Below are 25,221 nucleotides of genomic sequence, written 5' to 3'. Positions count from 1 at the left end.
CATTGACCTAACATCGCTGGGTGACCGAATCCCGTTCGACGAGCGATCAGGCCGGCCTCGTCGTCGACGCCTGCTGCGCCGAGACCGGGCACGGACACGGACACGCGCACGAACGCGACGCCCAGTGGCAGCGCGGCGCGCAGTGGGCGTACCGGCTGGCCTGGGTCAGCATGGTCGCGATGCTCACCGAAGGCGTGGTCGGGCTGTGGCAGGGCCTGTCGGTCGGCTCGATCGCGCTGACCGGTTGGGCGCTGGGCAGTCTGCCCGAAGCGCTGGCCAGCGCGATGGTGGCGTGGCGATTTTCCGGGTCGCGGACGGCGTCGGCGACCGCCGAGCGCCGCGCCCAAGTCGGCGTCGCCTGGTCGTTCTGGCTCACCGCGCCCTACATCGCCGCGGAATCCGTCCACCACCTCCTCGAGCGGCACGACGCCGAGACCTCAGTCGTCGGCATCGTCTTGACCGCTGCCTCGCTGGTGCTGATGCCGATCCTGGGCCGGGCCAAGCATTCGCTCGCCGAGCGGTTGGGCTCGGCGGCCACCGCGGGGGAGGGCACCCAGAACTACCTGTGCGGCGCGCAGGCCGCGGCCGTCCTGGTCGGTCTGGCCGTGGCGGCGATCTGGCCGGGCGTCTGGTGGTTCGACCCGGCGATCGGCCTCGGCATCGCCGCGGCGGCGATCTGGCAGGGCGTCAAATCCTGGCGCGGCGAGGACTGCTGCTGACGTTCTCAGCCGTGCCGAAATCCCTTGCCAGAGCGGTCGAGTGGATCGGGTTCCAACCCCAGGAACGTCGCCCGCAGACGGTCCCACAGCTCCAGCTGCGTCCAGTCGGGCTCGTCGCGCATCTGCTGAGTGTTGGTCAGGAACGGGCCGGGCAGCATCAGCGTCATCAGCTGGTCGTCGCGGCCGTTGAACAGTCGCACGCCCCACGAGGTGGGCGCCCCGTCACTGCCGATGCGGCGGTACATCTCGGCGCGGGCACAGCGACGGATCCGGCCGAGCTCGGGACCGCTGTCCCGGTGCTCGCCGATGCACAGGTGAAAGTGCCAGCGGCCGAAGTCGATCGTCGCGTATCCGTCGTACATCGAGATCCGCTTGGGCGGGTTGGGTGCGGCGACCTCCCAGGCGGCGCCTTCGACCAGCACGCCGAACCAGATGTCGTCCCAATACTCTTCGAAGCACAGCGTGATCAGAGCGAGCAGATTTTTCTCGTCGGTCGGCAGCGGCCAGACCTGCTCGCGTCCGTTGTCCTCGGTGGTCTGGACCGCGGGACTGAAGTCGATCAACACAACAACCTTTCCGGCACCCGGTCGAGGGCGCAGTCGCCACACAGCCCGCCTCCGGGCGTGCGGTAATACAAACAGCAGCTGGTTCGGCGGTAGCCGTTATCGTCAAAAGAGACGGCTGCGCTCAATCTTTCGTCGCATATGCGTCGAGCCAGTTGCCATCCTGACGTCGTCGCGCGGTTCTGGTCGAAGACCCGCGCGGCGCCCAGTAGCGCCGAGGCCGCGTTGCCGCGGAGCAGTCCCTGCGAGATCGGACCGAGTCGCCGCAGCGCGACCCCCAGCGGGTCCAGGTGCCGGTCGAGCACCATGTCTGCCAGCGCGGTGTGCGGCTCGTCGCGCTGCCGGGTCGCGGGATGCTCGAGGTGCAACTGGATCTGGCCCTCGCTCTCCCGGTACAGCAGCCGGTCGGGTGGCAGGTCGACGAGCAGCCGGTAGCCCGCGGCCGCGCCCAGCCCGATCGACCACAGCCGGGCGGCGAAGCCCAGGAAGAATGTCGACGCCGCGACGCGCTGTTCGGTGACCTGCATGCGGGCTGCGATCCGGCCGACCACCTCGCCGAGCAGCGCGGTGTCGTCGTAGAGCTGCTGGACCGGCCGCCATCCGCTGTCCAACGCTCCGGTGCCCAGGGCGAAATACCCGCTCACGTCGCTCAGCTCGGCGAGCGCGGTGACTACCGCCGGGTCACTGGATGGGGTTATCTCGCAATCGAATACGGCATTCAGCTGTCCGTCCCGGGCGAGCCGGCCGGGCGTGGTGTCGACCAGGGTGCCGTCGCGGCCGAGTAGCCACGCCCGATCGGCCTCCCGTAGCGCCGGCTCGAGGTCATGGGTGGACAGCACGATCGTCAGCCCCTGTTCGTGGGCCAGCCGGCGCAACATGGCGATCAGGCCGATACGCGACGGCACGTCCAGGAACGCGGTCGGCTCGTCGAGCACCAGCACCTCCGGCTGCTGAGCCAGCGCGCGGGCGGTCAGCACACGTTGCCGCTCGCCGTCGGACAGGTCGGCGGCCGGGCGCTCGGCGAGGTGACCGGCACCGACGGCGGTCAGTGCCTGGGCGACGATGTCGTGGTCGTCGCGCGAGAGTCGGCCCGTCACACCGAGATACGGGATGCGACCCAGCGCCGTGAGTTCACGGACCGACAGCAGTCCCGGGTCCACCGGGTCGGTGAGCACGACCGCGACCCGCCGGGCCAACCGGTCGGCCGCGACGCCGGCCAGGTCCGTCCCGTCCAGCGACACCTGTCCGCCCAGTGCGGGCTGCAATCCGCACATGGTGCGGATCAGCGTCGACTTTCCGCACCCGTTGGGACCGAGCAGCACGGTGAGCTCACCGCCGTGTGCCACCGCTGACAACTCCGCGGCGACAGTGGTGACTTGTCGCCGGCGGCGATAGCCGATCGTCAGGTCGCGCAACTGCAGGATGCTCACTGCGGCACCCCCAGCCCGCGGCGGCTGCGGACCAGCACCGCGACCACGATCGGCGCCCCGATCAGGGCGGTCACCGCGTTGATCGGGAGTACCGCGTCGCTGCCCGGCACCTGGCTGACGATGCCGCAGGCCAGCGCGATCGCCGAGCCCATCAGGACCGCCGTCGGCAACACCACCCGGTGGTCGGACGTGCCGAGGGCGAAGCGGGTCAGATGCGGCACCGCGAGCCCGAGGAAGGCGATCGGCCCGCAGAGCGCGGTGGTGGCACCCGTCAGCAACGACGCCGATGCGAGCGTGATCAACCGGGCCCGGCGTACGTCGATTCCCAGTGTGCGGGCGTAGTTCTCGCCGAGCAGCAGCGCATTCAGCGCGCGCAGCGTCGACGCGGCCGCGACCACCCCGACCGCGACGATCGGCAGCAGCAGCCGAAGGTCGCCCCAGCTGGTGCCGGCGAAACTGCCCAGACCCCACATCAGATACTGCTGGACCCGCAGCGGGTCGGCGTAGACCAGCAGCACGCTGACCACGGCGGTGGTGGCGGCGCTCACCATCACCCCGATCAGCAGCAGGGTCGCCGCCGAGCGCACCCAGTGCGCCAGTGTCAGGACGATCGCGAGCACGGCGGCGGCACCCGCCGCGGCCGCAGCGGTCACGCCGACCCGGTCGTCGCTCAGACCCGCGGCGAAGCCGGACCCGGTGGCGATCACCACCACCGCCACGCCCAGGCCGGCGCCCGAACTGACGCCCAGTACGTAGGGGTCGGCAAGGGTGTTGCGGAACAACGTCTGCATCTGCAGACCGGCCACGCCGAGGCCCGCACCCGCGGCAATCGCGGTGAGCACGCGGGGCAATCGCATGCCGTGCACGATCACCTGCCACCGGGCGTCCGAGGGTGGGGCGCCCACCAGGATGCGGGCGGTGTCGAGCAACGGCACCCGCACCGGGCCCAGCGCGATACCCAGCACGCTCAGCAGTGCCACCGCGACGACCAGCCCCGTCAGGACCACCGCGGTTCGGTTGAGCCGCAACGAGATCGGCGCCGTCACGGCCGTCACGGGCGGGCCAACTTTCGGTAGAAGGTGAACTCGTGCTGCGGCTCGAGGTCCGGGTGCAGGATCGCCACCAGATCGGCGAGCACAAGATCCGGCCGCGCCGGGCCGCGCTCCCAGTAGTCGTTGCCCGCCTTGGTCGCCGACCAGACCTGACCGCTTCGGACGGCGGCGAGTTCGCCGTACCGGGAGTCGGCGGCCAGCGCGTCGTCAGTGGTCTTCCAGTCGTCGGCGACCAGCCACAGCGATGCCTGCCCGGCCTTGGCGTAGACGGACTCGAAATTCAGCTGCAGCGACCCGCTGCCGGGGTCACCCGCCCACGGATAGCTGCCGCCGGCATCGACGATGAGGCGCCCGGCGTAGTCGCCGCCGGCCGGCATTGACCACACACCCTGGTACATGGCGCCGGACAGCACGTCAACGGGTCGCGCGCCGGCCGATCTGCGGGCCACCGCGGCGTAGTCGTCACGCAGCCGCGAATAGATCTGACCGGCTTTCTTCTCGGTCCCGGTCAGCGCGGCGAGCACCTTGATCCACTCGGCCCGGCCCAGCGGCGTCGCTTCCAGCCATTCGGCGTCGGCGAGCACGCTGATGCCGGCGTCGCGCAGTTTCGGGTAGCTCGGCTCCTCGAGTCCGCCGCTGACCAGCACGTCGGGATGGGCGGCGACGACACCCTCGGTGTCGACCTGGGTGCCGGGTGCGTAGCCGACCGTCTTCCCGCTGCTGATCCGTTGCCGCAGTTCGGGATTGACGACGTCGTCGGTGGCGGCGACACCGGTGACCGCGTCGGTTCGGCCGAGCTCCCCGAGCATGCCCAACTGGGTGATCGACGCCGAGTACATGCTGGCGACCGGTATGGTAATCCGTTGCGCCCCAACCAGATCGCCGGTCAATTCGGGGATGGGCGCGCCGCATCGCACCAGCACGTAGGACTCCGGGTGGCCGTGCGGGTAGGACTGCTTGACGGTCAGGACCTGGTAACTGTCGTGGTAGGCCAGGCTGAAGTTGGTGGCATCCAAGACCGTCGATTTGTCCGGGAAATAGTCGACGCCGGGCCGATAGTCGGTGATGCAGTCACGGCGGGGGAGAGCGCTGGTATGCGGGCTCGCGCCGCAGGCCGCGGCGGCAACCGGCAGCCATGCGCTCACCGTGAGCGCCACCCAGAAACGGCGTGACATCGACGCTCGCCAGCTCTCTCGGGGTCGACCGCCCCGGGTCGCAGGACGCGATGACGTGAGTCTCCTGGCTCTCGGATCGCTGCTTGCCTCGCCTTCCGGCCGGGTGGCCGTGGCTGGTGAGGGTCGCTCCCCGATGACAGTGGCGGGACCGCGCCGGACTTGCACCGGCTTCCTCTGTCGTCATCGCCCAACCGGGGGATTATCGCATGTCGTGCGGGGGTCGACGGAGGGGTCAACCCGCCCCGGCGCTCAGGGCGTCCACCGCTGCGTCGATGTTGGGGACGACCGTCGCGCCGTGGCGGGCGGCCAGTTGGCCGAGGGAACGGGCCAGATGCGGGCCGACCGCGTCGGCGAGCAACACCTCTTCGCCGATCACGACGCCGCCCACGACGTGGGCCGCCAGCAAGCGGCCGTCCGGCGTCACCTCGTAGCGCCAGTCGCCGATCTGCAACCGCGCCGGCTGCGACTTGAACATCCCGCGCCGGGCCGGGGTGTGTGTCACGCCCGGCAATCCGGCGAAAACCTCGATGATCAACCCGATTCCGCCCGGGCCGGTCAACGCGCGGGTCACCGTGGCGCTCACGCGTTGCGCGTCGAATTCCGCCATCAGTCGTTCATGGCGAGCACGAACTGCGGCGTGATCGTTTCGCCCGTGCCGATGCGACGCACCGCCGTCCCGGCGGCGTAGAACTCCACCGTGTGATAACCCCAGGCGTAGTTCTGGATGTTGAAGTGCACACCGACGACTCCCCGCGCGCCATCGCGCTCGGCTTCGCCTTGCATGCGCGACATGGCCAACTCGCGTGCCTCGTAATTGCCTTGCGTCCACTGCGGCATCTCGATGTTGCGGCCCATCTGGCGCAACGTCTGCAGAAAGCCTTGCGCGGCAATGTGAAACACGCAGTTGCCCATCACGAATGCCACCGGCGCCCAGCCCGATCGCAGCAGGGTGGCCAGGTCCTGGCCCGACAGGTGGCTGGAAAAGGCCTGGCCGTTGCTGCGCCGGAAGGACCCGGGTTTGGCCGTGTAGCGCACCGCGGTACCGACCGCGATGAACTCGAGGTGCTCGGCCTCGGCACCGTGCTGGCGCCATTCCAGCCGCACACCGACGACGCCGTCGGCGCCCAGCGCGTCGGCCTCGGCCTGCATGCGGGCCATCGCATTCCAGCGGGCCCGGTACGTCGCCTCGGTGAGCACCGGCAGCTCGGACTGCTGCCGGATTCCGGTGAACTGGTAGCCCACGTGGTACACCGAGACGCCCATCACCAGATCGAGTGGCTCGAAGCCGGCTCCGTGCAGCAGGGCGAATTCATTGACCGACAGGTCGGAGGTGAAGACCTTGTCGGCGTGTGAGAGCCGTTCGCTGGCAACCGGGTCGAGCGGGGTCGATGACACGGGAACGTCCTTTCACCGATCGAGCCTTTCGCCGGTAGCGCACATCGTACGAGGCCGACGCCGGGCGTAGCGGCGTTCAGTCCAAGCGGTACCGAATCAACCGTGAACTGTTCGCGACGACGGCCACCGATGACGCGTTGTGCAGGATCGCCGCGAGCACCGGTGACAGAGCGCCGCCGGCGCCGATCAGCAGCCCGGCGGCGTTGACGGCGATCGACATGCCGTAGTTCTGCCGGATCACCTCGACCGCACGGGCGCCCAGGTCACCGACGTCGAGCAGGCGTCGCAGATCGTCGTTGGCCAGTGCGATGTCCGCGGTTTCGACGGCGACATCCGTTCCGGCCAGGCCCATCGCGATGCCGATGTTGGCCGCGGCCAGCGCCGGCGCGTCGTTGATGCCGTCGCCGACCATCCCGACGATGTAGCCCTCGTCCTGCAGTTGGCGCACCACTTCGAGCTTGTCCTCGGGCATCACCTCGGCGCGCCACTCGTCGATGCCGAGTTCGGCCGCGACCACCGTCGCGATGTCGGGGTGATCACCGGTGAGCATCACGATGCGACGAATTCCGTTTGTGCGCAACTGGTTGAGCACCTCCGGTGCTTCGGTGCGGACTTCGTCGCGCAGGCTGATCAGCCCGACCAGCGTCTCGTCGACCGCGAGCAGCAGCGGGGTCTCCGCCTGGCGGCGCAGTTTGTCCACCCAGTCGGAGGCCTCCTCGGAGACCTCGACGTTCTCGGCCCGCAGCAGCGACGGGCTGCCCAGTAGCAGGGTCCGGCCGTCGGCCCAGGTCCGCATGCCCAGGCCGACCAGCACCTCGCACTCCTCGTGCGGCGGGATCGTGATGCGGCGCTCTTCGGTGGAGCGGATCACCGCCTCGGCCAGCGGGTGCCGGGAGTGCAACTCGGAGCTGGCTGCATACGCGAGCACCTGCTCCGGTTGCCAATCATCATGCAGGGCAATGATATTCGTGACGACCGGGCGGCCCACCGTCAGCGTCCCAGTCTTGTCGAAGACGATCGCGTCGACCCGGCCGGCCTGCTCGAGGTGCGAGCCGCCTTTGATCAGAATGCCGCGCCGTGCGCCGTTGCCGATCGCGGCGCTGATCGCCGTTGGGGTGGACAGCCCGACCGCGCACGGGCAGGCGATCAGCAGCATGGTCATGGCGCGCCGGACATCGCCGGTGAGGACGAGGGTGACCGCGGAGACGATGAAGGAGATCGGCACGAAGCGGCGGGAGAAGTTCTCGCCGACGGTCTGGATGGGCGCCCGGTCGTGCTGAGCCTCCTCGACGCGGGAGATGATGCGCCCGATCGTGGTCTGGTTGCCGACCGCGCGGGCGCGGATGACCAGTCGTCCGCGCAGCACCACCGATCCGGCGTGCACGGCCGAGCCGGCGACGATGCTCACCGGCAGTGTCTCGCCGGTGATCGCGGACTGGTCGACGACGGCCTCGCCGTCGACCACATCACCGTCGACCGGGATGGCGACATGGTCGTAGACCACGACGTCGTCGCCGATCTGCAGGGTGTCGACGGGCACCTGGACCTCGGTCCCTTGTTGTTCGCCGTCCGAGATCAGGACCCACGCGGTATCCGCGGTGCCCCGCAACAGATCCGAGATGGCCCGCCTGGTCCGGCGCAGGGTCAGATCCTGGAGGTACTCACCGATGTTCAGCAGCCATAGCACGGTGAGGGCGACGACGTTCTCGCGCAGCACCAGGCTGGCGACGGTCGCGGCGGTCACCAACGCATCGGTGCCGGCGCGTCCCGACCGTAGCGCGCGCAGTGCGCCGCGCAGGAACGGGTAACCCATGAAGACCGTGGCACCGGTCGCGACCAGCTGGCCGGATGCACCCAGCAGCGGGGGACGGTTGAAGCCGTAGCGGCGGATGCCCAGCAGGGCGAGCGCGGCACCGCCGATCACCATCCGCAGGACCTCGGTGTTGCGGATGTCCGAGGAGCGCGGGGTACGGACCGGAATGAGTTCGGCAGCAACGTGTTCGGCCTCGGCGATGGCCGCCAGCACGTCGTCGCGGTCACAGCGCTTGGGCGAGTACCAGACGACGACGGAGCCGGTGTAGGGATAGGCGTGCACCGCCCGGACGCCGTTCTGGCGGTCGACGGCCTCTTCGACCGCGACCGCGCGCCGCGAATTGGCGCGCACCCACGGCACTTTGACCCGCATGCGCCCCGCGGCGTCGGACACGACCTGTAGATCGGTCGTCATGGTCGCGACGCGCTCAGTGCTCGTGATCGTGACCGGGGTCGCCGATCGCCGGCGGTTGTGCCTCCTCGCCGATGCGGTCGCGGGCCTCGGCGACCACGTCGGCCAGTTTCAGTCGGGCGGACTCGGCGGCTTCCTCGGCCCGTCGGGTGCCACGCAGGCTCCACTCGGTCGCCGACACCGCGGCCTCGTGCAATGGGGCCTTGTTCAGCGCCTTGCGCAACAGTTCGTAGGCACCGACGCCGACGACACCGGTCACCACTGTCCCAGCTGCTTTGCCCAGCAGGCCTTGCACCACCATCGTCGAACGTCCTCCCTCGGCGTCATGCGTTTCGTCGACCGTAGCATCGACATATAGCGATATCAACATGCTTTCGGGGGCGCGGCGATCTGCTGGTCTCTGTCCTGCGGGGTGCTCCTGGTCAGAGGTTGCGGGTGACCTTCTCGGTCTCGGTCTTGCGCGCCAGCGTCGCCGGGTCGGCGTTGGCGACGTACACCAGCGACCCACCGACCGCCAGCACGGTCAGCAGATTGTGGACCACGTCGTCGGGTGTCTCCCAGGGTGCCGTCGACAGCACCCGGTCGCCCGCCGTCAAACCCGTTGCTGCCGACTGCGTGTGGCAGGATTCCAGCACCTGGTCGACCGATCTGCCGTCGAATGCCGGACCCGGGTTCGGCTCGGCGATGATCTGATCGCCGTGCACCCGCACCGCGGTCGCGTAGTCGGTGACGCCGATCGGCAGGTCGGGCGCCGGGCGGCCGAACGCATCCAGTGACAGCACCGCCACTTCGCCGGCGCCGGTGTCGTCGGCCTCGTCGAGTCGTTCGACCGTGCACAACGCCACATCGGCGTCGGTCACCGGGCCGAGCAGCACCTCGGCGCCGATCCACCATGCCCCCAACAGCACCGCGGCCGTCTGCCAGTGGGCCGGAAGCAACACCGCGACGCGACTCGACGGCCCGGCTCCCAACTCGTCGCGCAGCAGGTTGCCGGTCTTGGCCGCCCAGTTGGCCAGCGTCACGGCGGACACCTCGATGCGCTCGCCGGTGGCGTCGTCGTAATAGGTGATCCGCGGGCCGACCGGGTCGGCGCGCAGCATCGGATCCAGGATCGCGGCGCTCAGAGTCGTCACCGCATCAGTACATCAGTCCGGTGCCGCTTCTCCTCATCGCGCTTCGCGCTCTGCATCGTCGCCGGCACGAGATCAGTTCGGTGCCGCTTCTCCTCATCGCGCTTCGCGCTCTGCATCGTCGCGGCACGAGATCAGTTGACGCACTCCGGGTGATCGCTGCCGGCGGTCAGGATCGGCGACGGCGGGGGAGTGTCGGACCCCGCGGAGTCCGGGTGCGATGCCGCCGCCAGCTTGGGGCCACCGTCACTGAGGCCCGAACCCGGTCCGGTGTAGTCACTGCTGAGCACCACCCGAACCGACCCTTGCGGCACGGTCGTGTTAGCGACGACGGGCAACCCACCGAGTTCCTTGGCGACCGCCTGAGCACCCATGTCATCGGGCGTCGCGGCCTGCACCTGGCTGCTCTTGACGTGTGCGGTGTCGTTGTTGCCGACTTTTCCGGTGCCGAACCCTTTGGAGCTCAACACTTGTGACACCGATGCGGCCAGCCCGTTGACGTCGGTGTCGTTGACGACGGTGGCGCTGGTCTTGTCCGGCGCGTAGGTGAGTTGTTCGGTCTTGCCTTTGGCCTGACCTTCCAGGAGCCCGCCGACCCAGCTCTGCACCTGATGCGGGTCGACGCGCACCACGCTGTGCATCCCGTCGTCGCTCCAACCGGATTCGTCGAGCACCGGGATGGTGGCGAACGCGATGCGGCCGGCGGCCAGCTTCTGCAACTGGTTGACGAAATCCATGATGTCCCAGCCGGAGGAGAGCACCACCGAGCGCTGAATGGCTGCCTGCAGCCGGTTCATCGTTGCCGGGCTGGACAGCGTCTTGCCGGAGATCACCTTGTGGGCCAGCGACGACATCACCACCTGCTGACGCACCACCCGGTCGAGGTCACCGCGGGGGAGTTCGTGACGCTGGCGGACGAAGCTCAGCGCTTGCGGGCCGTTGAGCTTCTGCGGCCCCGCTGGGAAGTCGGCGCCCGACATCGGTTCGAAGACAGGCTCTTTGAGGCAGACGTTGACCCCGCCCAGGGCGTCGGTGATCAGCGAGAACCCGAGCAGCCCGATCTCGGCGTAGTGGTCGACGGTGACGCCGGTCAGGTCGGCGACGGTCTTGATCAGGGCTTCGCGGCCGGCCTCGGTCCCCTGGCGTTCGGCCTCGTCCGGCGCGGTGCCCGATTCGACCAGGCTGACCCGCTTCTCCTCTTTGGTCTGGCCGTAGACACCGTTGATCTTGGTCTTGCCCAGGCTGGGTGCAGAGACGTAGGTGTCGCGCGGAATCGAGATCGCGGTCGCGGACTTCCCGTTGTCGGGGATGCGGATCAGGATGATCGTGTCGGTGTTGCTGGCCACCTCGTCGCCGGCGCGCAGCGACGCGAGCTCCTCCTGGCTGAGCGGGTTGCCGTGAGCGTCGGTGCGGCTGTCCATGCCGACCAGCAGGATGTCGAGCGCGCCGTCGTCGCCGCCGTGGCCCAGCGATGGCGCGAAGACGTGGTAGATCCCGTCCTCGAAGGAGCGGACCTTGCTCCACGCCATCCCAGTCACGAGCACGACCAGCGCGGCCGTCACGGTTGCAATCACACGGGTCACCCGTTGCTCAGGCATCACAACAGGTTACTTGCGTAACAGCCGTAACTCGGGTAGCAGAGGCTCGGCGTGCCAGACTTGAGACCAATGACTGCACGCATCGTGATCACCGGCGCCGGCGGACAGGTCGGCAGCTTCCTGGCGGCCGAGGCGACCCGGCAGGGACGCGACGTCCTGGCGTTGACGTCGTCTGAGTGGGACATCGCCGATCCGCGCCGCTCCGGCGAGATCGTGCAGGCCGGAGACGTGGTGATCAACTGTGCGGCCTATACGGCCGTCGACGACGCCGAACGTGACCGGGACCGGGCGCACGCGATCAACGCGGCCGGCCCGGGATATATCGCCCAGGCCTGCGACCGGGCGGGAGCCCAGCTGGTGCACATCTCCACCGACTACGTCTTCGACGGCTCGGCGTCGCGACCCTACGAGCCGGATGACGCGACCCGGCCGTTGAGTGTGTACGGGCAAACCAAGTTGTCCGGTGAGCAGGCCGTGCTCGACGCGCTGCGGGGAGCCGTCGTGGTCCGCACCGCGTGGGTGTACACCGGCGGCGACGGCAAGGACTTCGTCGCCGCCATGCGCAGGCTGGCCGCCGGCGACGGCGTCGTCGACATGGTCGACGACCAGACCGGCTCACCCACCTACACCGGAGACCTGGTCAGCGCGTTGCTAGAGGTGGCCGACGGGCGGGTGCACGCCCCGAACGGCATCGTGCACGCCGCCAATCAGGGTGCGGCCACCCGCTGCGGGCAGGCCCGGGCGGTGTTCGAGATCCTCGGCGCCGACCCGGAGCGGGTGCGGCCGGTGAGCAGCGCGGAGAACCCGCGGCCGGCGCCGCGGCCGGCGTATTCGGTGCTGTCCGGTCGGCAGTCGCAGGACGTCGGCCTGTCGCCGTTGCGGCCGTGGCGGGAAGCACTCGCCCATGCGCTCTCCGTTCCCTCCTGAGCAGCAGGCGCGGCCCCGACCGCTACCCTCAACCCGTGAGTGACGTCCTGCCCGTGGTCACGGTGACCTATTCGCCGGGCGTTCATCTGGACCGTTTTCTGGCCTCGCTGTCGCACGCGACCGAGCGGCCGGTCAGCGTTGTGATGGCCGACAACGGCTCCACCGACGGGACACCCGAGGCCGCGGTGCAGCGCTATCCGGGCGTGCGGCTGTACTCCACCGGCTCCAACCTGGGCTACGGCACCGCGGTCAACCGCGCGATCGCCCAGCTCGGCGAACACGACGGAGTCGCCGACGAGTGGATCATCGTGGCCAACCCGGATGTGCAGTGGGGACCGGGCAGCATCGACGCGCTGCTCGCCGCCGCGGCCCGCTGGCCCCGCGCGGGCGCGCTGGGCCCGCTGATCCACGACCCCGACGGGTCGGTGTACCCGTCGGCGCGTCAACTGCCCAGCCTGATCCGCGGCGGGATGCACGCGGTCCTGGGCCAGCTGTGGAAGAAGAATCCCTGGTCGGTGGCCTACCGGCAGGAACGGCTGGAGCCCAGTGAACGACCCGTCGGCTGGCTGTCCGGGTCGTGTCTGCTGGTGCGGCGGGTCGCCTTCGAGCAGATCGGCGGCTTCGACGAGCGGTACTTCATGTACATGGAGGATGTCGACCTCGGCGACCGGCTGAGCCGGGCCGGCTGGCTCAACGTCTACGTACCGACGGCCGAGGTGCTGCACCACAAAGGGCACGCGACCGCGCGGGAGTCGTCGCGCAATCTGGCCGCCCACCACAAAAGCACCTATATCTACCTCGCGGACCGGCATTCTGGACCGTGGCGAGCGCCGCTGCGTTGGGGCTTTCGAGCCGGCCTGGCGGTGCGGTCGCGGTTGATGGTGCGTAACTCGGCGGATCGGCGGCGGTGATGGGCAAGCAGCAGGTTGACGCAGTCGTCCTGGTCGGGGGCAAGGGCACCCGGTTGCGGCCGCTGACGCTGTCCGCTCCCAAGCCGATGTTGCCGACGGCCGGGCTGCCGTTCCTCACCCACCTCCTGTCGAGAATCGCCGAGGCCGGTATCGAGCACGTGATACTCGGAACGTCATACAAGCCAACAGTTTTCGAAGCAGAGTTCGGTGACGGCTCCAAACTCGGCCTGCAGATCGACTACGTGACCGAGCAGAGCCCGCTGGGCACCGGCGGCGGGATCGCCAACGTCGTGGACCGGCTGCGCCATGACACCGTGATGGTGTTCAACGGTGACGTGCTGTCCGGCGCTGATCTGGGGCAGATGCTGGACTACCACCACGAGCAGCAGGCCGACCTGACGCTGCACCTGGTCCGGGTCGGCGACCCGCGGGCGTTCGGGTGCGTGCCGACCGAAAACGGCCGTGTGACAGCATTTTTGGAAAAGACCGCGGACCCGCCGACCGACCAGATCAACGCGGGTTGTTACGTGTTCACGCGCGAGACGATCGACCGGATCCCGCGCGGCCGGGAGGTGTCGGTCGAGCGTGAGGTGTTCCCCGCGCTGCTGGCCGACGGGGTCAAGGTGTGCGGCTACGTCGACACCAGCTACTGGCGTGACATGGGCACCCCGGAGGACTTTGTCCGCGGCTCGGCCGACCTGGTGCGTGGCATCGCGCCGTCGCCGGCGCTGGGCGGCCATCGCGGTGAGCAGTTGGTGCACGACGGCGCCGCGGTCTCGCCGGGGGCGCTGCTGATCGGCGGCACGGTCGTGGGGCGCGGTGCCGAGATCGGCCCGGGCGCAAGGCTCGACGGCGCGGTCGTCTTCGACGGCGTGCGGATCGAGGCGGGCAGTGTGATCGAGCGATCGATCATCGGGTTCGGCGCGCGCATCGGCCCGCGAGCACTGATCCGCGACGGCGTGATCGGCGACGGCGCCGACATCGGAGCGCGCTGCGAACTGTTGCGCGGCGCACGGGTGTGGCCGGGCGTCCAGATTCCCGACGGCGGGATCCGCTACTCCAGCGACGTCTAGGCGAAGAGCTCGCGGTGGGCGCCGACGAAATACTCGACCGTCTGCGGTGATCGGCCGGTGATCGCCTGCACCTGGCCGGTAGAGCGGTCGTAGCGGTCCTCGCGATGGAGCCGCGCCATCGTCGCAATGTGTTCCTGCACATGCGCATCGAGTCCGATGCCGGTGAGCTCACGCTCCCAGTCGTCGACGTCCAGGCGGTGCCCGGCGATGTCGCGCCCCAGCGCGCGGCTGTACTGCGCCGCGAGCCCGTCGATGTCGAGGGCGGCGGGCCCGGTCAGCTCGTATACGGCGCCGACATGCTCGGCGGGGTCACGCAGTATGACGGCGACGACGTCGGCCACGTCGCGGGCCGCGATGGGTGATGTGCGGCCGGCGCCGAAAGGTAGTGCGAGCACGCCCTGCTCGCGGATGGAACGCGCAGCGAGCGTGGTGAACAACGGATTCTCCAGGAATGCCGTGGGCCTGACGTGGACGGCCGGCACCGGGGACCAGTCGACGACGTGTTCGGCGAGCCAGTGGAGTCTCTGGTGATGCGACTCGGTGGTGCTGGTCGACGTCATCTGCGACACGGTCATCTGCGACATGTTCACGAGTACTTCGAGGCCGCTGAGTTCGGCGGCCAGCGAACACACCACGGCCGTGGCTTCGAGGTACGAAGCGGACACACTCATGCTGAAGAACATTCGGCTGACGCCGTCCAGCGCGGCGGCGACGTCGACCGGATTTGTCAGGTCTCCGACGACGACCTCGGCGCCGCTGTCGCGGAGCGCATCCGCGCGGGCATCGTCGCGGTGGACCATGGCGCGTACCGCGAGCCCGCTGGTCAGCAGATCTTCGACGACCATGCGGCCCACTCCGCCGATGCCGCCGGCCGCCCCGGTCACCAGGTACTTCGCTGAGGTCATGGCGTTCCTTCGCGGGATCCGACGGTTGGGTCTACCCGATTAGAGCCAACTCCGAGGCCCCGCTATTCCCGGTGACTGCCGCGGCCGGCGGCACGCTGCACCAGGTAGACCAGACCGTCGTCGACGCCCTCGGGCAGCGCGTCGATCGGCCACCACCGCAGATCGTCGGACTCGTCGCTGATCTCGATCTGCGCCCCGGCGCACGCATGGGCCAGGAACTGCAGGTCCAGGTGGCGGGTGGGTACACCCAGCGAGCAGGTCAGCGCGTGAACGTTGATGGCCACCAGGTCGGGGGAGAGCCGCAGATCGTCCACACCGGATTCCTCGGTGGCCTCGCGCAGCGCCGCAGCGAGAATGTCGGCGTCGTCATCCTCGCAATGCCCGCCCAATTGAACCCAGCGGCCCAGCCGCGGATGCAACGTCAGCAAGACCCGGCCACCGGTGTCGTCGAGCACCAGCGTCGACGCGGTGATGTGCCCGGGCACGCATTCCCGTCGGCACGCGTCCTCGCGGGCGTCGAGAAATGCCAGCACCGCGTTGCGCAGCGAATCCTGTGCGCGATCCGGCGGTTGCCAGTCGGACAGCAGGGTGATCGCCGACGTACGAACACTCACTTGCGCACCAGCAGATCGCTGACCGGCACCGGGTCGCGCGGCTCCGACTGCTCGAGCGGATAGCCGATGGCGATGGCGCCCAACGGTTCCCAGTCACCAGGCAGATCGAGTTCCGCGCGAACCAGATCCGCGACGAAGATCGTCGATCCGATCCAGCAGCTACCCACGCCGCGGACCGCGAGCGCCACGAGCAGAGCCTGCACGGCGGCGCCGACGGCGACGGTGAACATGGTGTGCTCGGCGTCGGTCCGCGCCGCGTCCGGATAGCTGTGTGCGCCATCGGGTACCAGGAACGGAATCACGACTTCGGGTGCGTCGTAGAGGATCTGGCCGCGCGCCACCCGACGCTCCACGGCGTCGGCGGGCTTGCCGTCAGCGGTCAGATCGGCGCGCCACTTGTCCCGCATCCGCGCGAGAAGACGGTCTCGGATGGCCTCGGTCTGCAGCCAGACGAAGCGCACCGGACGGGTGTGGTGCGGGGCGGGGGCGGTGAGCGCCTCGGCGACGGCCTCCTCGACGAGCGCAGGTGGCACCGGGTCGTCGGCGAACTGCCGCACCGAGCGGCGGAGCAACTGCGCCTGGCGGCGGCCCAGTTCCAGGGCCTCGGCGGTGCCCAGCCAGAACAGGTCGTCGGTGCCCGACCTGACGAGATGGCGTGCGGTGGCGTTGGTCTCGGTCACCACCCCGGCGGGTAGCCCGCGCACCACGGCCACCGGTATCGAGGTCAGCTTGCCCTTGACCAGATCGGCGGCTGCGGCGATCTCGTCGGCGACGGCGACCTCGGTGACCAACAACTCGTTGCCGTGCCGGTCGACCGCACCGGCATAGCCGTGCAGCACCGAGACGCCGGCGGCGCCCACCGCGGCATCGGTCTGGCCGTTGCGCCAGGCCCGGCCCATGGTGTCGGTGATGACGACGCCGACGGTGACGCCGAGGCTCTCCCGCAGGCCGGCTCGCAGGGCGGCGGCGCTGCCGTCGGGATCGACTGGGAGCAAAGCCAACTCGTCGGTGCCGATGTTGGACCCGTCGACGCCGGACGCGGCCTGCACGACACCCAGCCCGTTCTCGGTGATCAGCGTCCTGCCCTTGCGGGCCAGCACCCGCACGGACTCCGCGTCGACCAGCTTGCGGCGCAACGTGTCTCGTTCCTCGGGGTCTTCCGGGGCGGGCACCAACCGGCCTTCGCACTTGGACAGCACCTTGCTGGTGACGACCAGCACGTCGCCGTCGCGTAGCCAGGGCGCGGCCGTCGCGAGCGCGGCGCCGAGGTCGTCTCCCGGCCGGAATTCGGGAAGCCCCGTCACCGGCAGGATCTCGATCGGCGACGCGGTGCCGTGCTCGGTCATCTGGCGCCGCTCCTCAGCATTGCCATGCGATGCATCGTCGCCGGCGCGGTCATCTCGCCACCCCCGCTAGATCCAGCCCGGCCTTGACCATCTCGGCCGTCGTCGGGGGGTCGGTCATCAGCAACGGCACCGAGCGCACCGCGATCCCGTCGATGTCGGCGTGGTCGCCGTCGTGAATCAACCAGCAGTCCAGGATGCCCGTTCCCGCCCGCGCGCCGTGATATTGGCCGACGGCCTCCGCGGTGGAATCCACGCCGATGACCTTCAGGCACTCATCGGCCATCCCGCGCAACGGCTTTCCGTCGATGATCGGGGAGTAGCCGACGACCGGTGCGCTGGTCGACCGCAATGCCGAACGGATCCCGGGTACCGCCAGGATCGCCCCGACGCTGACCACCGGATTCGACGGCGCGATCAGGACGACGTCGGCGTCGGCGATGGAATCGGTGGCTTCGATTGTGGCAGTTGCCTTTTCGGCACCCACGAAGGCGAAGCTGTGGGTGGGCAGTTGCGCGCGGTAGCGCACCCACCACTCCTGGAAATGTATCGCGCGCTGACTGCCGTCGTCGGGATCGGTGATCACGACGTGTGTTTCGCAGCGATCGTCGCTTGCCGGCAGCAGCCGGGCGCCGGGTTGCCATCGGTCGCACAACGCCGCGGTCACCTGCGACAGGGGGTAGCCGGCGCGCAGCATCTGGCTGCGCACCAGATGGGTGGCCAGGTCCCGGTCGCCGAGCTGAAACCAGTCCGGCTGTACGCCATAGGCCACGAGTTCCTCTTTGGCGTGCCAGGTTTCACCGCGATGGCCCCAGCCGCGCTCGGGGTCGATGCCACCGCCCAGGGTGTACATGCAGGTGTCCAGGTCCGGGCAGATGCGCACGCCGTGCATCCAGGCGTCGTCGCCGATGTTGACGACCGCCGTCAACTCGTGATCACCGTCATTCGCAGAGGCGGAGGCGAATTGGCCGAGACCGAGAAGCTGCTGCACCCCGAGCAGGAAGCGCGCGCCGCCCACCCCGCCGACCAGAACCGTCACCTTCACACCGCACGACAGTACGCGCGGCCGGCGGACCGACGCCCGGATGAGTCGGTAAGCCGACACGCGGGCATGGTGCCGGAATGCCTTGTGTGACTGGTGTGACCGACTCGCCACGCCCCATCGGCCTCAGTGCCGCAAAAAATAGGTCACGAGATGATATGGAAATCTGTCCAATCGCTTGCGAATCGACTCTTACCCGTGTGTAATCACAGCAGTGTCATTTCGGTTGGCCGGCCGGATTCGGTGTCGCAGACCGAGATTCGATCAAATGTTCGAATCGGGATGACCGACATCAAAACAGTGGTGACATTCGTGTGATCTACGAAACCAGGTGAGGAGGCGGAGCATGTCCTATGAACACCTTCGGGGGCTAATGGGAGGAACACCGCACACCGCTCCCGGTCTGCCGTTGACAGGGGTATCCCAAAGGCCCCATTTGAGTTTGGTTCCCGACGCTTTCGAAGACGAATTCGAGGCAATCGAGGAAGCAACCGATCAGTGGCAAGACCGTGCGTTGTGCGCTCAGACGGATCCGGAAGCGTTCTTCCCCGAGAAGGGCGGCTCCACTCGCGAGGCCAAGAAAATCTGCCTCGGCTGCGAGGTTCGAAGTGAATGCCTGGAGTACGCGCTGGGCCATGACGAGCGCTTCGGCATCTGGGGTGGGCTTTCCGAGCGTGAGCGTCGTCGCCTCAAGCGCGGAATCGTCTGACCTACAGGGCTTGACGAATAGCGGATGACCCGCTGAGCCCGGCTTCGGCTGAGCTCGCGGTCGTCCGCTATTCGTCTTCCATCGTCGGATCGATCACCGACGGTTCGACGTCCAGGTACGTGGCCACCTGTGCCACCAGGATCTCATGCAGCAATTCAGCCAGTTCGACGGTGTCTTTCGCCCGTCGCTCGATCGGCTTGCGAAACAACACAACTCGCGCGCGCGTGGCGCTGCCGCGCACGTCGACGCCCGCGGCGATCAGACGGGCCAGCGCGATCGGCCCGTCGGCGACCACCTCCGGTGGCCACTGCACGTTGCCCGGATCCTTGGCCGAGATGCGGGGGATCTCGTCGACGGCCACGTCGAGCCCGGACAGCCGCTCCTGCCAGCGTCGCTCGATCGGCTCGTAGGCCTCGAGGACGGCCATGTCGAACCGCTCGGCGCGGCTACGCCAACCCGGCACCGTCGGCGGCAGCAGGGGTCCGCGCATATCGCGGCCGCGGCGCGAGACCCTCTTACCCGTCGGGCGGCGGCCGCGCGGGGAGCTGCGCGAATCGCTCACTCGGCGATGGTAACGGTTGGGCATCCTGGCCCGACCCATTGCGCGTGTCCGCCGCCGTGTGGACGTTTTCGCACGATAACCTCTCGATCGTGAACGTTCCTCGTCGCTGCTGCCGGCCAGGGTGTCCGCATTACGCGGTCGCGACGTTGACCTTCGTGTACTCGGACTCCACCGCGGTCGTCGGCCCGCTGGCCGTCGCCAGCGAACCCCACTCGTGGGACCTCTGCGTAAGCCACGCCGGCCGCATCACCGCCCCGCGCGGGTGGGACCTGGTCCGGCACGCCGGTCCGTTGGCCACCAACCCCGACGAAGACGATCTGATCGCGCTGGCCGAAGCCGTGCGGGAGGGACGCGACGTCGCCGCCGGTGGCGGCACGGTGAACGGATTCCACGAGGTCGCCGGCCAGTTGACCGCCGCACCGGCCGAGGCGCCGGCCGCCGGTGTGCTGACGTCCGCTGCTCCCCGCCCGGCCACCAACGGCCGCCGGCGCGGTCATCTCCGGGTGCTGCCCGACCCGTCGGAGTAGTTTTCTGCATCGCGTCTGCCTCCAGGGCGCAGAAGTGCGGGTGCTCGAACAGAGTCACGCATGAGCTCCTCAACGGACCGTGCCGGTCCGCATCGTCGCCCGGCTAGGCTTGACGGGCTACACGTCCCCGTCGTCAGGAGCCCTCTCGATGTCTCGGCCCGCTGCGGCTGTTCACCGTGTGATCAAGGCGTATGACGTGCGAGGTCTGGTCGGCACCGAGATCGACGAGGCGTTCGTGCACGACGTCGGCGCCGCCTTTGCCCGGCTGATGCGCAGCGAGGGCGCCGGCCGCGTCGTCATCGGCTACGACATGCGCGACAGCTCGCCTTCGTTGGCCGCCGCCTTCGCCGACGGTGTCACCGGCCAGGGTCTGGACGTGGTCCGGATCGGGCTGGCGTCGACCGATCAGCTCTACTTCGCTTCCGGACGGCTCGACTGCCCCGGCGCGATGTTCACCGCGAGCCACAACCCGGCTGCCTACAACGGCATCAAACTGTGCCGGGCCGGCGCCAAGCCCGTCGGCGCCGACACCGGGCTGGCCACCATCAGCGACGACCTGATCGCCGGCGTCGCATCGCACGAGGGCGCCGCCGGCACCGTCACCGACCACGACCTGCTGGCCGAGTACGGCGAATTCCTGCGCTCGCTGGTCGACACCGGCGGGCTGCGCCCACTGCGGGTAGCCGTCGACGCCGGCAACGGGATGGCGGGCCACACCGCACCCGCGGTGCTCGGCGTAATCGACTCGCTCACCCTGCTGCCGCTGTACTTCGACCTCGACGGCTCGTTCCCCAACCACGAGGCCAATCCGCTGGACCCGGCCAACCTCGTCGACCTGCAGAAGTTCGTCGTCGAGAACGGTGCCGACATCGGGCTGGCTTTCGACGGCGACGCCGACCGGTGCTTCGTCATCGACGAGCGCGGCCTGGCGGTGTCACCGTCGACGGTGACGGCACTGGTCGCCGCCCGCGAACTGAGCCGCGAGATCGGTGCCACGGTGATCCACAACCTGATCACGTCGAAGGCCGTGCCGGAGTTGGTCATCGAGCGCGGCGGCACGCCGGTGCGCTCGCGGGTCGGACACTCCTACATCAAGGCGCTGATGGCCGAGACCGGCGCGATCTTCGGCGGCGAGCACTCGGCGCACTACTATTTCCGCGACTTCTGGGGTGCCGACTCGGGCATGCTGGCCGCGCTGTACGTACTGGCCGCGCTCGGCAACCAGGAGCGACCGCTGTCCGAGCTGACCGCCGACTACCAGCGCTATGAGGCGTCCGGCGAAATCAACTTCACCGTCCAGGATTCCGCCTCATGCGTCGAAGCGGTGCTCAAGGCGTTCGGCAACCGCATTCATTCGCTCGACCACCTCGACGGGGTCACCGTCGATCTCGGTGAAGGCAGCTGGTTCAACCTGCGCACCTCCAACACCGAACCGCTGCTGCGCCTGAACGTCGAGGGCCGATGCGCCGAGGACGTGGACGCGGTCGTCGAGCAGGTGGCCGCGGAGATCCGCGCGCAGGTCAGCCAGCCGGAGGCGGTGACGTGAACGCGGCCCAGGCCGCGATCGACCTCGACGACATCGACGGCCTGCTCGGCGCCGACCGCGAAGGGCTGCTGCGGGCGGCGTCGTCGTCAGGCGCGCATGTGCGGGCGGTGGCCGCGGCGGTCGAGGAAGGCGCCCTCGACTCCGTGCGCGACGCGCTGGACCGTCCGCGCACGTTGATCTGGGTGGCGGGGCGCGGCGCCGCCGACACGGCGGGCACCATGCTGGCCGCGACGGTGGGGGGTTCGGCGCCCGCGCCGATCGTGGTTGCGGCCGAGGCCCCGCCGTGGATCGGACCGCTCGACGTGCTGATCGTGGCCGGCGACGATCCCGAGGATCCGGCGCTGGTCGGAGCCGTCGCGAGCGGGGTGCGCCGCGGCGCGCGCGTGGTGGTCGCCGCACCCTACGAGGGCCCGCTGCGCGACATGAGCGCGGGCCGGGTCGCGGTGCTCGAACCCCGGTTACCGGTCGTGCCCGAGTTCGCGCTCTGCCGATACCTGGCCGTCGGGCTGGCCGTGCTGGAAAGCGTCGATCCCCGGTTGCGGGTGGACCTGGCCGCACTGGCCGACGAGCTGGACGCGGAAGCGTTGCGTAACAGCGCCAGTCGCGAACTGTTCACCAATCCGGCCAAGGCGTTGGCCGAGCGCACGTCGCGGCGGCGGTTGGTGCTGGCCGGCGACGGCGCGGCGACGCTGGCGTTGGCCCGCCACGGTTCGGCGGTGCTGCTCCGGGTAGCCCACGAGGTGGCCGCGGCCAGCGGGATGGCGGACGCGTTGATCGCGCTACGGGCCGGGCCGGGACCGGCGTTCGTCGACCCGACGGAATCGCTGTTCCACGACGAGGAGATCGACGGTCCGATCACCGACCGGCTGCGGGTTTTGGTGTTGACGCTGGATGCCGAGCGGCCGGTGGTGGCGTCCCGGGTCGCCGGTCTGCACGACGTCGACCTGGTCGGTGCCGAGGATGTCCCGGACCCGCCCGACGGTCTCGCGCCGCGGCCCGGCGCGCAGCGGGCTGAGCAGCAGCTGGCGATATTGTCTGTCCGGCTGGAGATGGCGGCGGTTTATTTGCGGCTGGTGCGGGGATAACTGGTTCTGAGGTAATGGCAAGTGCAGGTATTACGCGGCGCGATACGGACATACGCGTGGGGGTCACGGACCGCCATCGCGGAGTTCACTGGTCGCCCGGTACCTGCCGCGCACCCCGAAGCTGAGCTGTGGTTGGGCGCCAACCCGGGCGACCCGTCCTGGCTGCAAGAGCCCGACGGCGAAGTCTCGTTGCTGCAGGCGGTGGACACAGATCCCGAGGGCCAGCTCGGCGCCGCGGCCCGCGCCCAGTTCGGTGACACCCTGCCGTTTCTGGTCAAAGTGCTCGCCGCGGACGAACCACTGTCGCTGCAGGCGCACCCCAGCGCCGACCAGGCCGCCGAGGGTTACCGGCGCGAGGAGCGGCTGGGCATCCCGACCAACTCGCCGGTACGCAACTACCGCGACGCCAGCCACAAGCCCGAGCTGCTGGTTGCGCTGCAGCAATTCGAGGCGCTGGCCGGATTTCGTCCCGCCGCCCAGACCATCGAGCTACTGCGCGCTCTGGCGGTGTCCGACCTCGACCCCTACATCGACCTGCTGAACGACCAGTCCGACGCCGACGGGCTGCGGGCATTGTTCACCACCTGGATCACCGCGCCGCAGCCCCACGTCGACACGCTGGTGACATCGGTCCTGGACGGCGCGATCAGCTACCTGAGTTCCGGTGCAACGCAATTCGCCGCCGAGGCCAAGACCGTGCTGGAGCTGGGCGAGCGGTATCCCGGCGACGCGGGGGTGCTGGCCGCGTTACTGCTCAACCGGATCACGCTCGGCCCGGGGGAGGGCATCTACCTGTCGGCGGGAAACCTGCACGCTTACCTGCGCGGCGTCGGCCTGGAGGTGATGGCAAACTCCGACAACGTGTTACGGGGCGGGCTGACCCCCAAGCACGTCGATGTTCCCGAGCTGCTGCGCGTCCTGAACTTCACCCCGACCACCGTGCAGCAGTTGCGCGCACAGACTCACCCCGACGGGTTGGCGTCGATCTACGACACGCCTACGACGGAGTTCGCGGCGTCGATGCTCACGCTCGGCGACGACCAGGTCGGTCACGAGGTGGACGCGCCGTCCCGCCACGACGGTCCGCAGATCCTGCTCTGCGTCGAGGGTGAGACGGCAGTGCACGGCAAGGCCGAGAAGCTGACGCTGACCCGCGGCGCGGCCGCCTGGGTGGCCGCCGACGACGGCCCGATCCGTCTGGTCGCACACGAGCCGACGAAGATCTTCCGGGCAACCGTCGGCCTGTAGCGCGCCGACGACGACGCAGCGCTAGCTGTCGACCAGCGCGCCGGCGCGGTCCAGCTTCCCTGCGCGGCGCTCGGCCAGCCACAGCCGCATGTTGTGTCGGATCGTGCGGCCGACCAGCTTGGCCGACGGGACCATATAGAGGCTGTCCAGCAACGAGAACCGGCGCAAAAACCATTCGGCGAGAACAGGATCGGTCTCGGCGGCACCGAGGAACTGGTCGAACAGACTGCCGACGGGGCGGTACCACCACGGGCTCTCGCCGGTCGCGTGGTGGAAGGTGAGGTCGCCGATCGCGGTCATCGTCCACACCGGGAAGGTGGTTTTGGCGGTGGCCCGATTGACCGCCCGGGCCACGTCCGTGGTGCCGCTCGCCAAGGCGCGGCGCAGATGACCGGCCTGGATCGACGTCATCGTCATACCCTGGCCGTAGGTCGGATCGAAGCTGACCACGGCGTCGCCCAGCGGCAGGATGCCGGCCGGAAAACGGTCCAGCTCGTGATAGCGCCGCCACCGGCTGGCCGGGTAGCGGTGGAACGCCACCTCGCCGACCAGGTCAGCCTGCCGTAGCGCCCCAGCGACGTGTTCGGGCAGCAACTGGTCGGCCAGCGTCAGCATCTCCGAAAAGGTATGCGGCGGTTCGACTTTGCCGACGCCGAACGTCGTCAGAGTCCAGGTGCCGTCCTCGTAGCCCAGCAGCCCCAGCCCGAGCGGATGCTCACGCGATGCGCCGGCGACGACCACCCTTTCCCGGATCGCGCCCTCGGGAAGCCGAAACTGTTGCGACGCATAGCCGATGCCCACATCGACGGTCTTCTCCGGAGGACGCTGGTAGCCCCACTGCTCCAGCCAGACCGGCAGCCGCGTGCCGCGTCCCGCGGAGTCGACCACCAGATCGGCGGCGACGTAGTCGGGTTCGGCGTTATCGCTGTCCAGCAACACCCCGGTCACCCGCTGGGCGTCGACGTCGAAAGACGGCTGAGCCACCGAGCGGCGCTGAACGTCGACATTGGGAATCTCGAGGACCCGGCGCCGCAGTTGCCATTCCAGCTGCGGACGGCTGGGCACGTAGGCGGTGAACTCGTCCTGCAGGGTATGTCCGGTGCCCAGCACGTGTCCGGCGGCGCCGAAGTAGATGCAGTCCGGGCGGTTCTCCAGGATCGGCACACCGGAGGCCACCATGTCGTCGAGCAGCCCCGGGAACAGCCCGTCGAATTCCATCGCGCCACGGGCCATCAGCAGGTGAACGTGGCGGCCCTGCGGAACGGCGGTGCGATTGCCCGGCCCGCTCGGCAGTTCGTCGCGCTCGAACACCGTGACCCGGTCGTAGAACTCCGACAGCACCTTCGCCGCGCACAGCCCGCCGATGCTGGCGCCGATGACAATCGCGTGACCGCGAGCGCTTCCCCCACTCATTCCGCCACCGTACTCGGTACTGTCCGGGTG

Annotated in this window: 25 protein-coding genes and 1 riboswitch; of the genes, 9 read left to right on the top strand and 16 right to left on the bottom strand. The window is 69.2% G+C overall.

Translation table 11 applies throughout. The features are described from left to right. The first annotated feature begins 155 nt into the window (after window positions 1-155). On the top strand, window positions 156-719 hold the full coding sequence (locus ACZYW1_RS05630) for a cation efflux transmembrane domain-containing protein (protein ID WP_463787700.1): 564 nt from the start codon (window positions 156-158) through the stop codon (window positions 717-719). Between the two features lie 5 nt (window positions 720-724). Here ACZYW1_RS05630 and ACZYW1_RS05625 read toward each other — a convergent pair whose 3' ends face one another. From ACZYW1_RS05625 to ACZYW1_RS05580, 10 genes are all read right to left on the bottom strand, one after another. Further along, the gene (locus ACZYW1_RS05625; RefSeq protein WP_463783974.1) at window positions 725-1,285 is read right to left on the bottom strand and encodes a DUF7676 family protein; all 561 of its coding nucleotides are present in this window, start codon (window positions 1,283-1,285) and stop codon (window positions 725-727) included. Then, entirely contained in the window at window positions 1,279-2,712 is a 1,434-nt protein-coding gene (locus ACZYW1_RS05620) for an ATP-binding cassette domain-containing protein (RefSeq protein ID WP_463783972.1), read from the bottom strand. Before ACZYW1_RS05620 ends, ACZYW1_RS05625 begins: the two co-directional genes overlap by 7 nt. After that, the gene (locus tag ACZYW1_RS05615) at window positions 2,709-3,758 is read right to left on the bottom strand and encodes an iron chelate uptake ABC transporter family permease subunit (RefSeq protein WP_463787699.1); all 1,050 of its coding nucleotides are present in this window, start codon (window positions 3,756-3,758) and stop codon (window positions 2,709-2,711) included. The genes ACZYW1_RS05620 and ACZYW1_RS05615 overlap by 4 nt, the downstream gene beginning before the upstream one ends. Before the next feature lie 5 nt (window positions 3,759-3,763). Continuing rightward, window positions 3,764-4,939 carry an ABC transporter substrate-binding protein gene (locus ACZYW1_RS05610; protein WP_463783970.1) on the bottom strand — a complete coding sequence of 392 codons (1,176 nt, stop codon included), beginning with the start codon at window positions 4,937-4,939 and terminating at the stop codon, window positions 3,764-3,766. A gap of 41 nt (window positions 4,940-4,980) precedes the next feature. Continuing rightward, a riboswitch (cobalamin riboswitch) is annotated at window positions 4,981-5,152 on the bottom strand. A 19-nt stretch (window positions 5,153-5,171) separates the two neighbouring features. Then, complete coding sequence (locus ACZYW1_RS05605; RefSeq protein WP_463783968.1) at window positions 5,172-5,546, bottom strand: DUF5073 family protein; 375 nt, start codon at window positions 5,544-5,546, stop codon at window positions 5,172-5,174. Next, window positions 5,546-6,334: a heavy metal-binding domain-containing protein gene (locus ACZYW1_RS05600; protein WP_463783965.1), complete on the bottom strand. Its 789-nt coding sequence runs from the start codon at window positions 6,332-6,334 to the stop codon at window positions 5,546-5,548. Before ACZYW1_RS05600 ends, ACZYW1_RS05605 begins: the two co-directional genes overlap by 1 nt. Window positions 6,335-6,410: 76 nt before the next feature. Further along, window positions 6,411-8,561, bottom strand: coding sequence for a manganese-exporting P-type ATPase CtpC (gene ctpC / locus ACZYW1_RS05595; protein WP_463783963.1), 2,151 nt, complete (start codon window positions 8,559-8,561; stop codon window positions 6,411-6,413). A gap of 13 nt (window positions 8,562-8,574) precedes the next feature. Next, window positions 8,575-8,859, bottom strand: a complete 285-nt coding sequence (locus ACZYW1_RS05590) for a DUF1490 family protein (protein ID WP_463783962.1) — start codon at window positions 8,857-8,859, stop codon at window positions 8,575-8,577. Between the two features lie 121 nt (window positions 8,860-8,980). Next, window positions 8,981-9,658: a TIGR03089 family protein gene (locus ACZYW1_RS05585; RefSeq protein ID WP_463787698.1), complete on the bottom strand. Its 678-nt coding sequence runs from the start codon at window positions 9,656-9,658 to the stop codon at window positions 8,981-8,983. 164 nt (window positions 9,659-9,822) lie between these two features. Beyond that, window positions 9,823-11,286, bottom strand: a complete 1,464-nt coding sequence (locus tag ACZYW1_RS05580; RefSeq protein ID WP_463783960.1) for an LCP family protein — start codon at window positions 11,284-11,286, stop codon at window positions 9,823-9,825. A 69-nt stretch (window positions 11,287-11,355) separates the two neighbouring features. Here ACZYW1_RS05580 and rfbD point away from each other — a divergent pair, with 69 nt between their 5' ends. Genes rfbD through manB form a run of 3 tightly spaced genes read left to right on the top strand, consistent with a single transcriptional unit; the run spans window position 11,356 to window position 14,197 of the window. After that, window positions 11,356-12,213, top strand: coding sequence for a dTDP-4-dehydrorhamnose reductase (rfbD, locus tag ACZYW1_RS05575; protein ID WP_463783959.1), 858 nt, complete (start codon window positions 11,356-11,358; stop codon window positions 12,211-12,213). A gap of 53 nt (window positions 12,214-12,266) precedes the next feature. Continuing rightward, window positions 12,267-13,124 carry a glycosyltransferase family 2 protein gene (locus tag ACZYW1_RS05570; RefSeq protein WP_463787697.1) on the top strand — a complete coding sequence of 286 codons (858 nt, stop codon included), beginning with the start codon at window positions 12,267-12,269 and terminating at the stop codon, window positions 13,122-13,124. Further along, window positions 13,124-14,197 (top strand): mannose-1-phosphate guanylyltransferase, encoded by a 1,074-nt coding sequence (manB, locus tag ACZYW1_RS05565; protein ID WP_463783957.1) that lies wholly within the window; start codon window positions 13,124-13,126, stop codon window positions 14,195-14,197. The genes ACZYW1_RS05570 and manB overlap by 1 nt, the downstream gene beginning before the upstream one ends. On the opposite strand, the gene ACZYW1_RS05560 is transcribed toward manB, so the two are convergent. From ACZYW1_RS05560 to cofD, 4 genes are all read right to left on the bottom strand, one after another. Then, window positions 14,194-15,102, bottom strand: coding sequence for an NAD(P)H-binding protein (locus tag ACZYW1_RS05560; protein ID WP_463783956.1), 909 nt, complete (start codon window positions 15,100-15,102; stop codon window positions 14,194-14,196). The two genes, manB and ACZYW1_RS05560, sit on opposite strands and share 4 nt — an antisense overlap. Window positions 15,103-15,164: 62 nt before the next feature. Continuing rightward, window positions 15,165-15,716 carry an NUDIX hydrolase gene (locus ACZYW1_RS05555; protein ID WP_463783954.1) on the bottom strand — a complete coding sequence of 184 codons (552 nt, stop codon included), beginning with the start codon at window positions 15,714-15,716 and terminating at the stop codon, window positions 15,165-15,167. Then, window positions 15,713-17,062, bottom strand: a complete 1,350-nt coding sequence (locus ACZYW1_RS05550) for a coenzyme F420-0:L-glutamate ligase (RefSeq protein ID WP_463783953.1) — start codon at window positions 17,060-17,062, stop codon at window positions 15,713-15,715. Before ACZYW1_RS05550 ends, ACZYW1_RS05555 begins: the two co-directional genes overlap by 4 nt. Window positions 17,063-17,111: 49 nt before the next feature. Beyond that, on the bottom strand, window positions 17,112-18,104 hold the full coding sequence (gene cofD, locus ACZYW1_RS05545) for a 2-phospho-L-lactate transferase (RefSeq protein WP_463783951.1): 993 nt from the start codon (window positions 18,102-18,104) through the stop codon (window positions 17,112-17,114). A gap of 343 nt (window positions 18,105-18,447) precedes the next feature. Between cofD and ACZYW1_RS05540 the strand changes: the two genes are divergently transcribed. Further along, window positions 18,448-18,810, top strand: a complete 363-nt coding sequence (locus ACZYW1_RS05540; RefSeq protein WP_463783949.1) for a WhiB family transcriptional regulator — start codon at window positions 18,448-18,450, stop codon at window positions 18,808-18,810. Between the two features lie 67 nt (window positions 18,811-18,877). On the opposite strand, the gene ACZYW1_RS05535 is transcribed toward ACZYW1_RS05540, so the two are convergent. Further along, window positions 18,878-19,300 (bottom strand): metallopeptidase family protein, encoded by a 423-nt coding sequence (locus ACZYW1_RS05535; protein ID WP_463787696.1) that lies wholly within the window; start codon window positions 19,298-19,300, stop codon window positions 18,878-18,880. A 161-nt stretch (window positions 19,301-19,461) separates the two neighbouring features. Between ACZYW1_RS05535 and ACZYW1_RS05530 the strand changes: the two genes are divergently transcribed. The 4 genes from ACZYW1_RS05530 (at window position 19,462) to manA (ending at window position 23,778) form a co-directional block, all read left to right on the top strand. Continuing rightward, on the top strand, window positions 19,462-19,899 hold the full coding sequence (locus tag ACZYW1_RS05530; RefSeq protein WP_463783947.1) for a DUF3499 domain-containing protein: 438 nt from the start codon (window positions 19,462-19,464) through the stop codon (window positions 19,897-19,899). Window positions 19,900-20,047: 148 nt separating this feature from the next. Further along, on the top strand, window positions 20,048-21,445 hold the full coding sequence (locus ACZYW1_RS05525; protein ID WP_463783944.1) for a phosphomannomutase/phosphoglucomutase: 1,398 nt from the start codon (window positions 20,048-20,050) through the stop codon (window positions 21,443-21,445). Next, window positions 21,442-22,530: a TobH protein gene (locus tag ACZYW1_RS05520; RefSeq protein WP_463783942.1), complete on the top strand. Its 1,089-nt coding sequence runs from the start codon at window positions 21,442-21,444 to the stop codon at window positions 22,528-22,530. Before ACZYW1_RS05525 ends, ACZYW1_RS05520 begins: the two co-directional genes overlap by 4 nt. Window positions 22,531-22,551: 21 nt before the next feature. After that, entirely contained in the window at window positions 22,552-23,778 is a 1,227-nt protein-coding gene (manA, locus tag ACZYW1_RS05515; RefSeq protein WP_463783941.1) for a mannose-6-phosphate isomerase, class I, read from the top strand. A 21-nt stretch (window positions 23,779-23,799) separates the two neighbouring features. Here manA and ACZYW1_RS05510 read toward each other — a convergent pair whose 3' ends face one another. Continuing rightward, window positions 23,800-25,191, bottom strand: coding sequence for an FAD-dependent oxidoreductase (locus ACZYW1_RS05510; protein ID WP_463783938.1), 1,392 nt, complete (start codon window positions 25,189-25,191; stop codon window positions 23,800-23,802). Window positions 25,192-25,221 lie beyond the last annotated feature (30 nt).

It is taken from the genome of Mycobacterium sp. IDUB_36, from assembly GCF_055419225.1.
The sequence above is the reverse complement of the archived record's forward strand: the minus strand, read 5'-3'. Positions and strand labels throughout refer to the sequence as shown.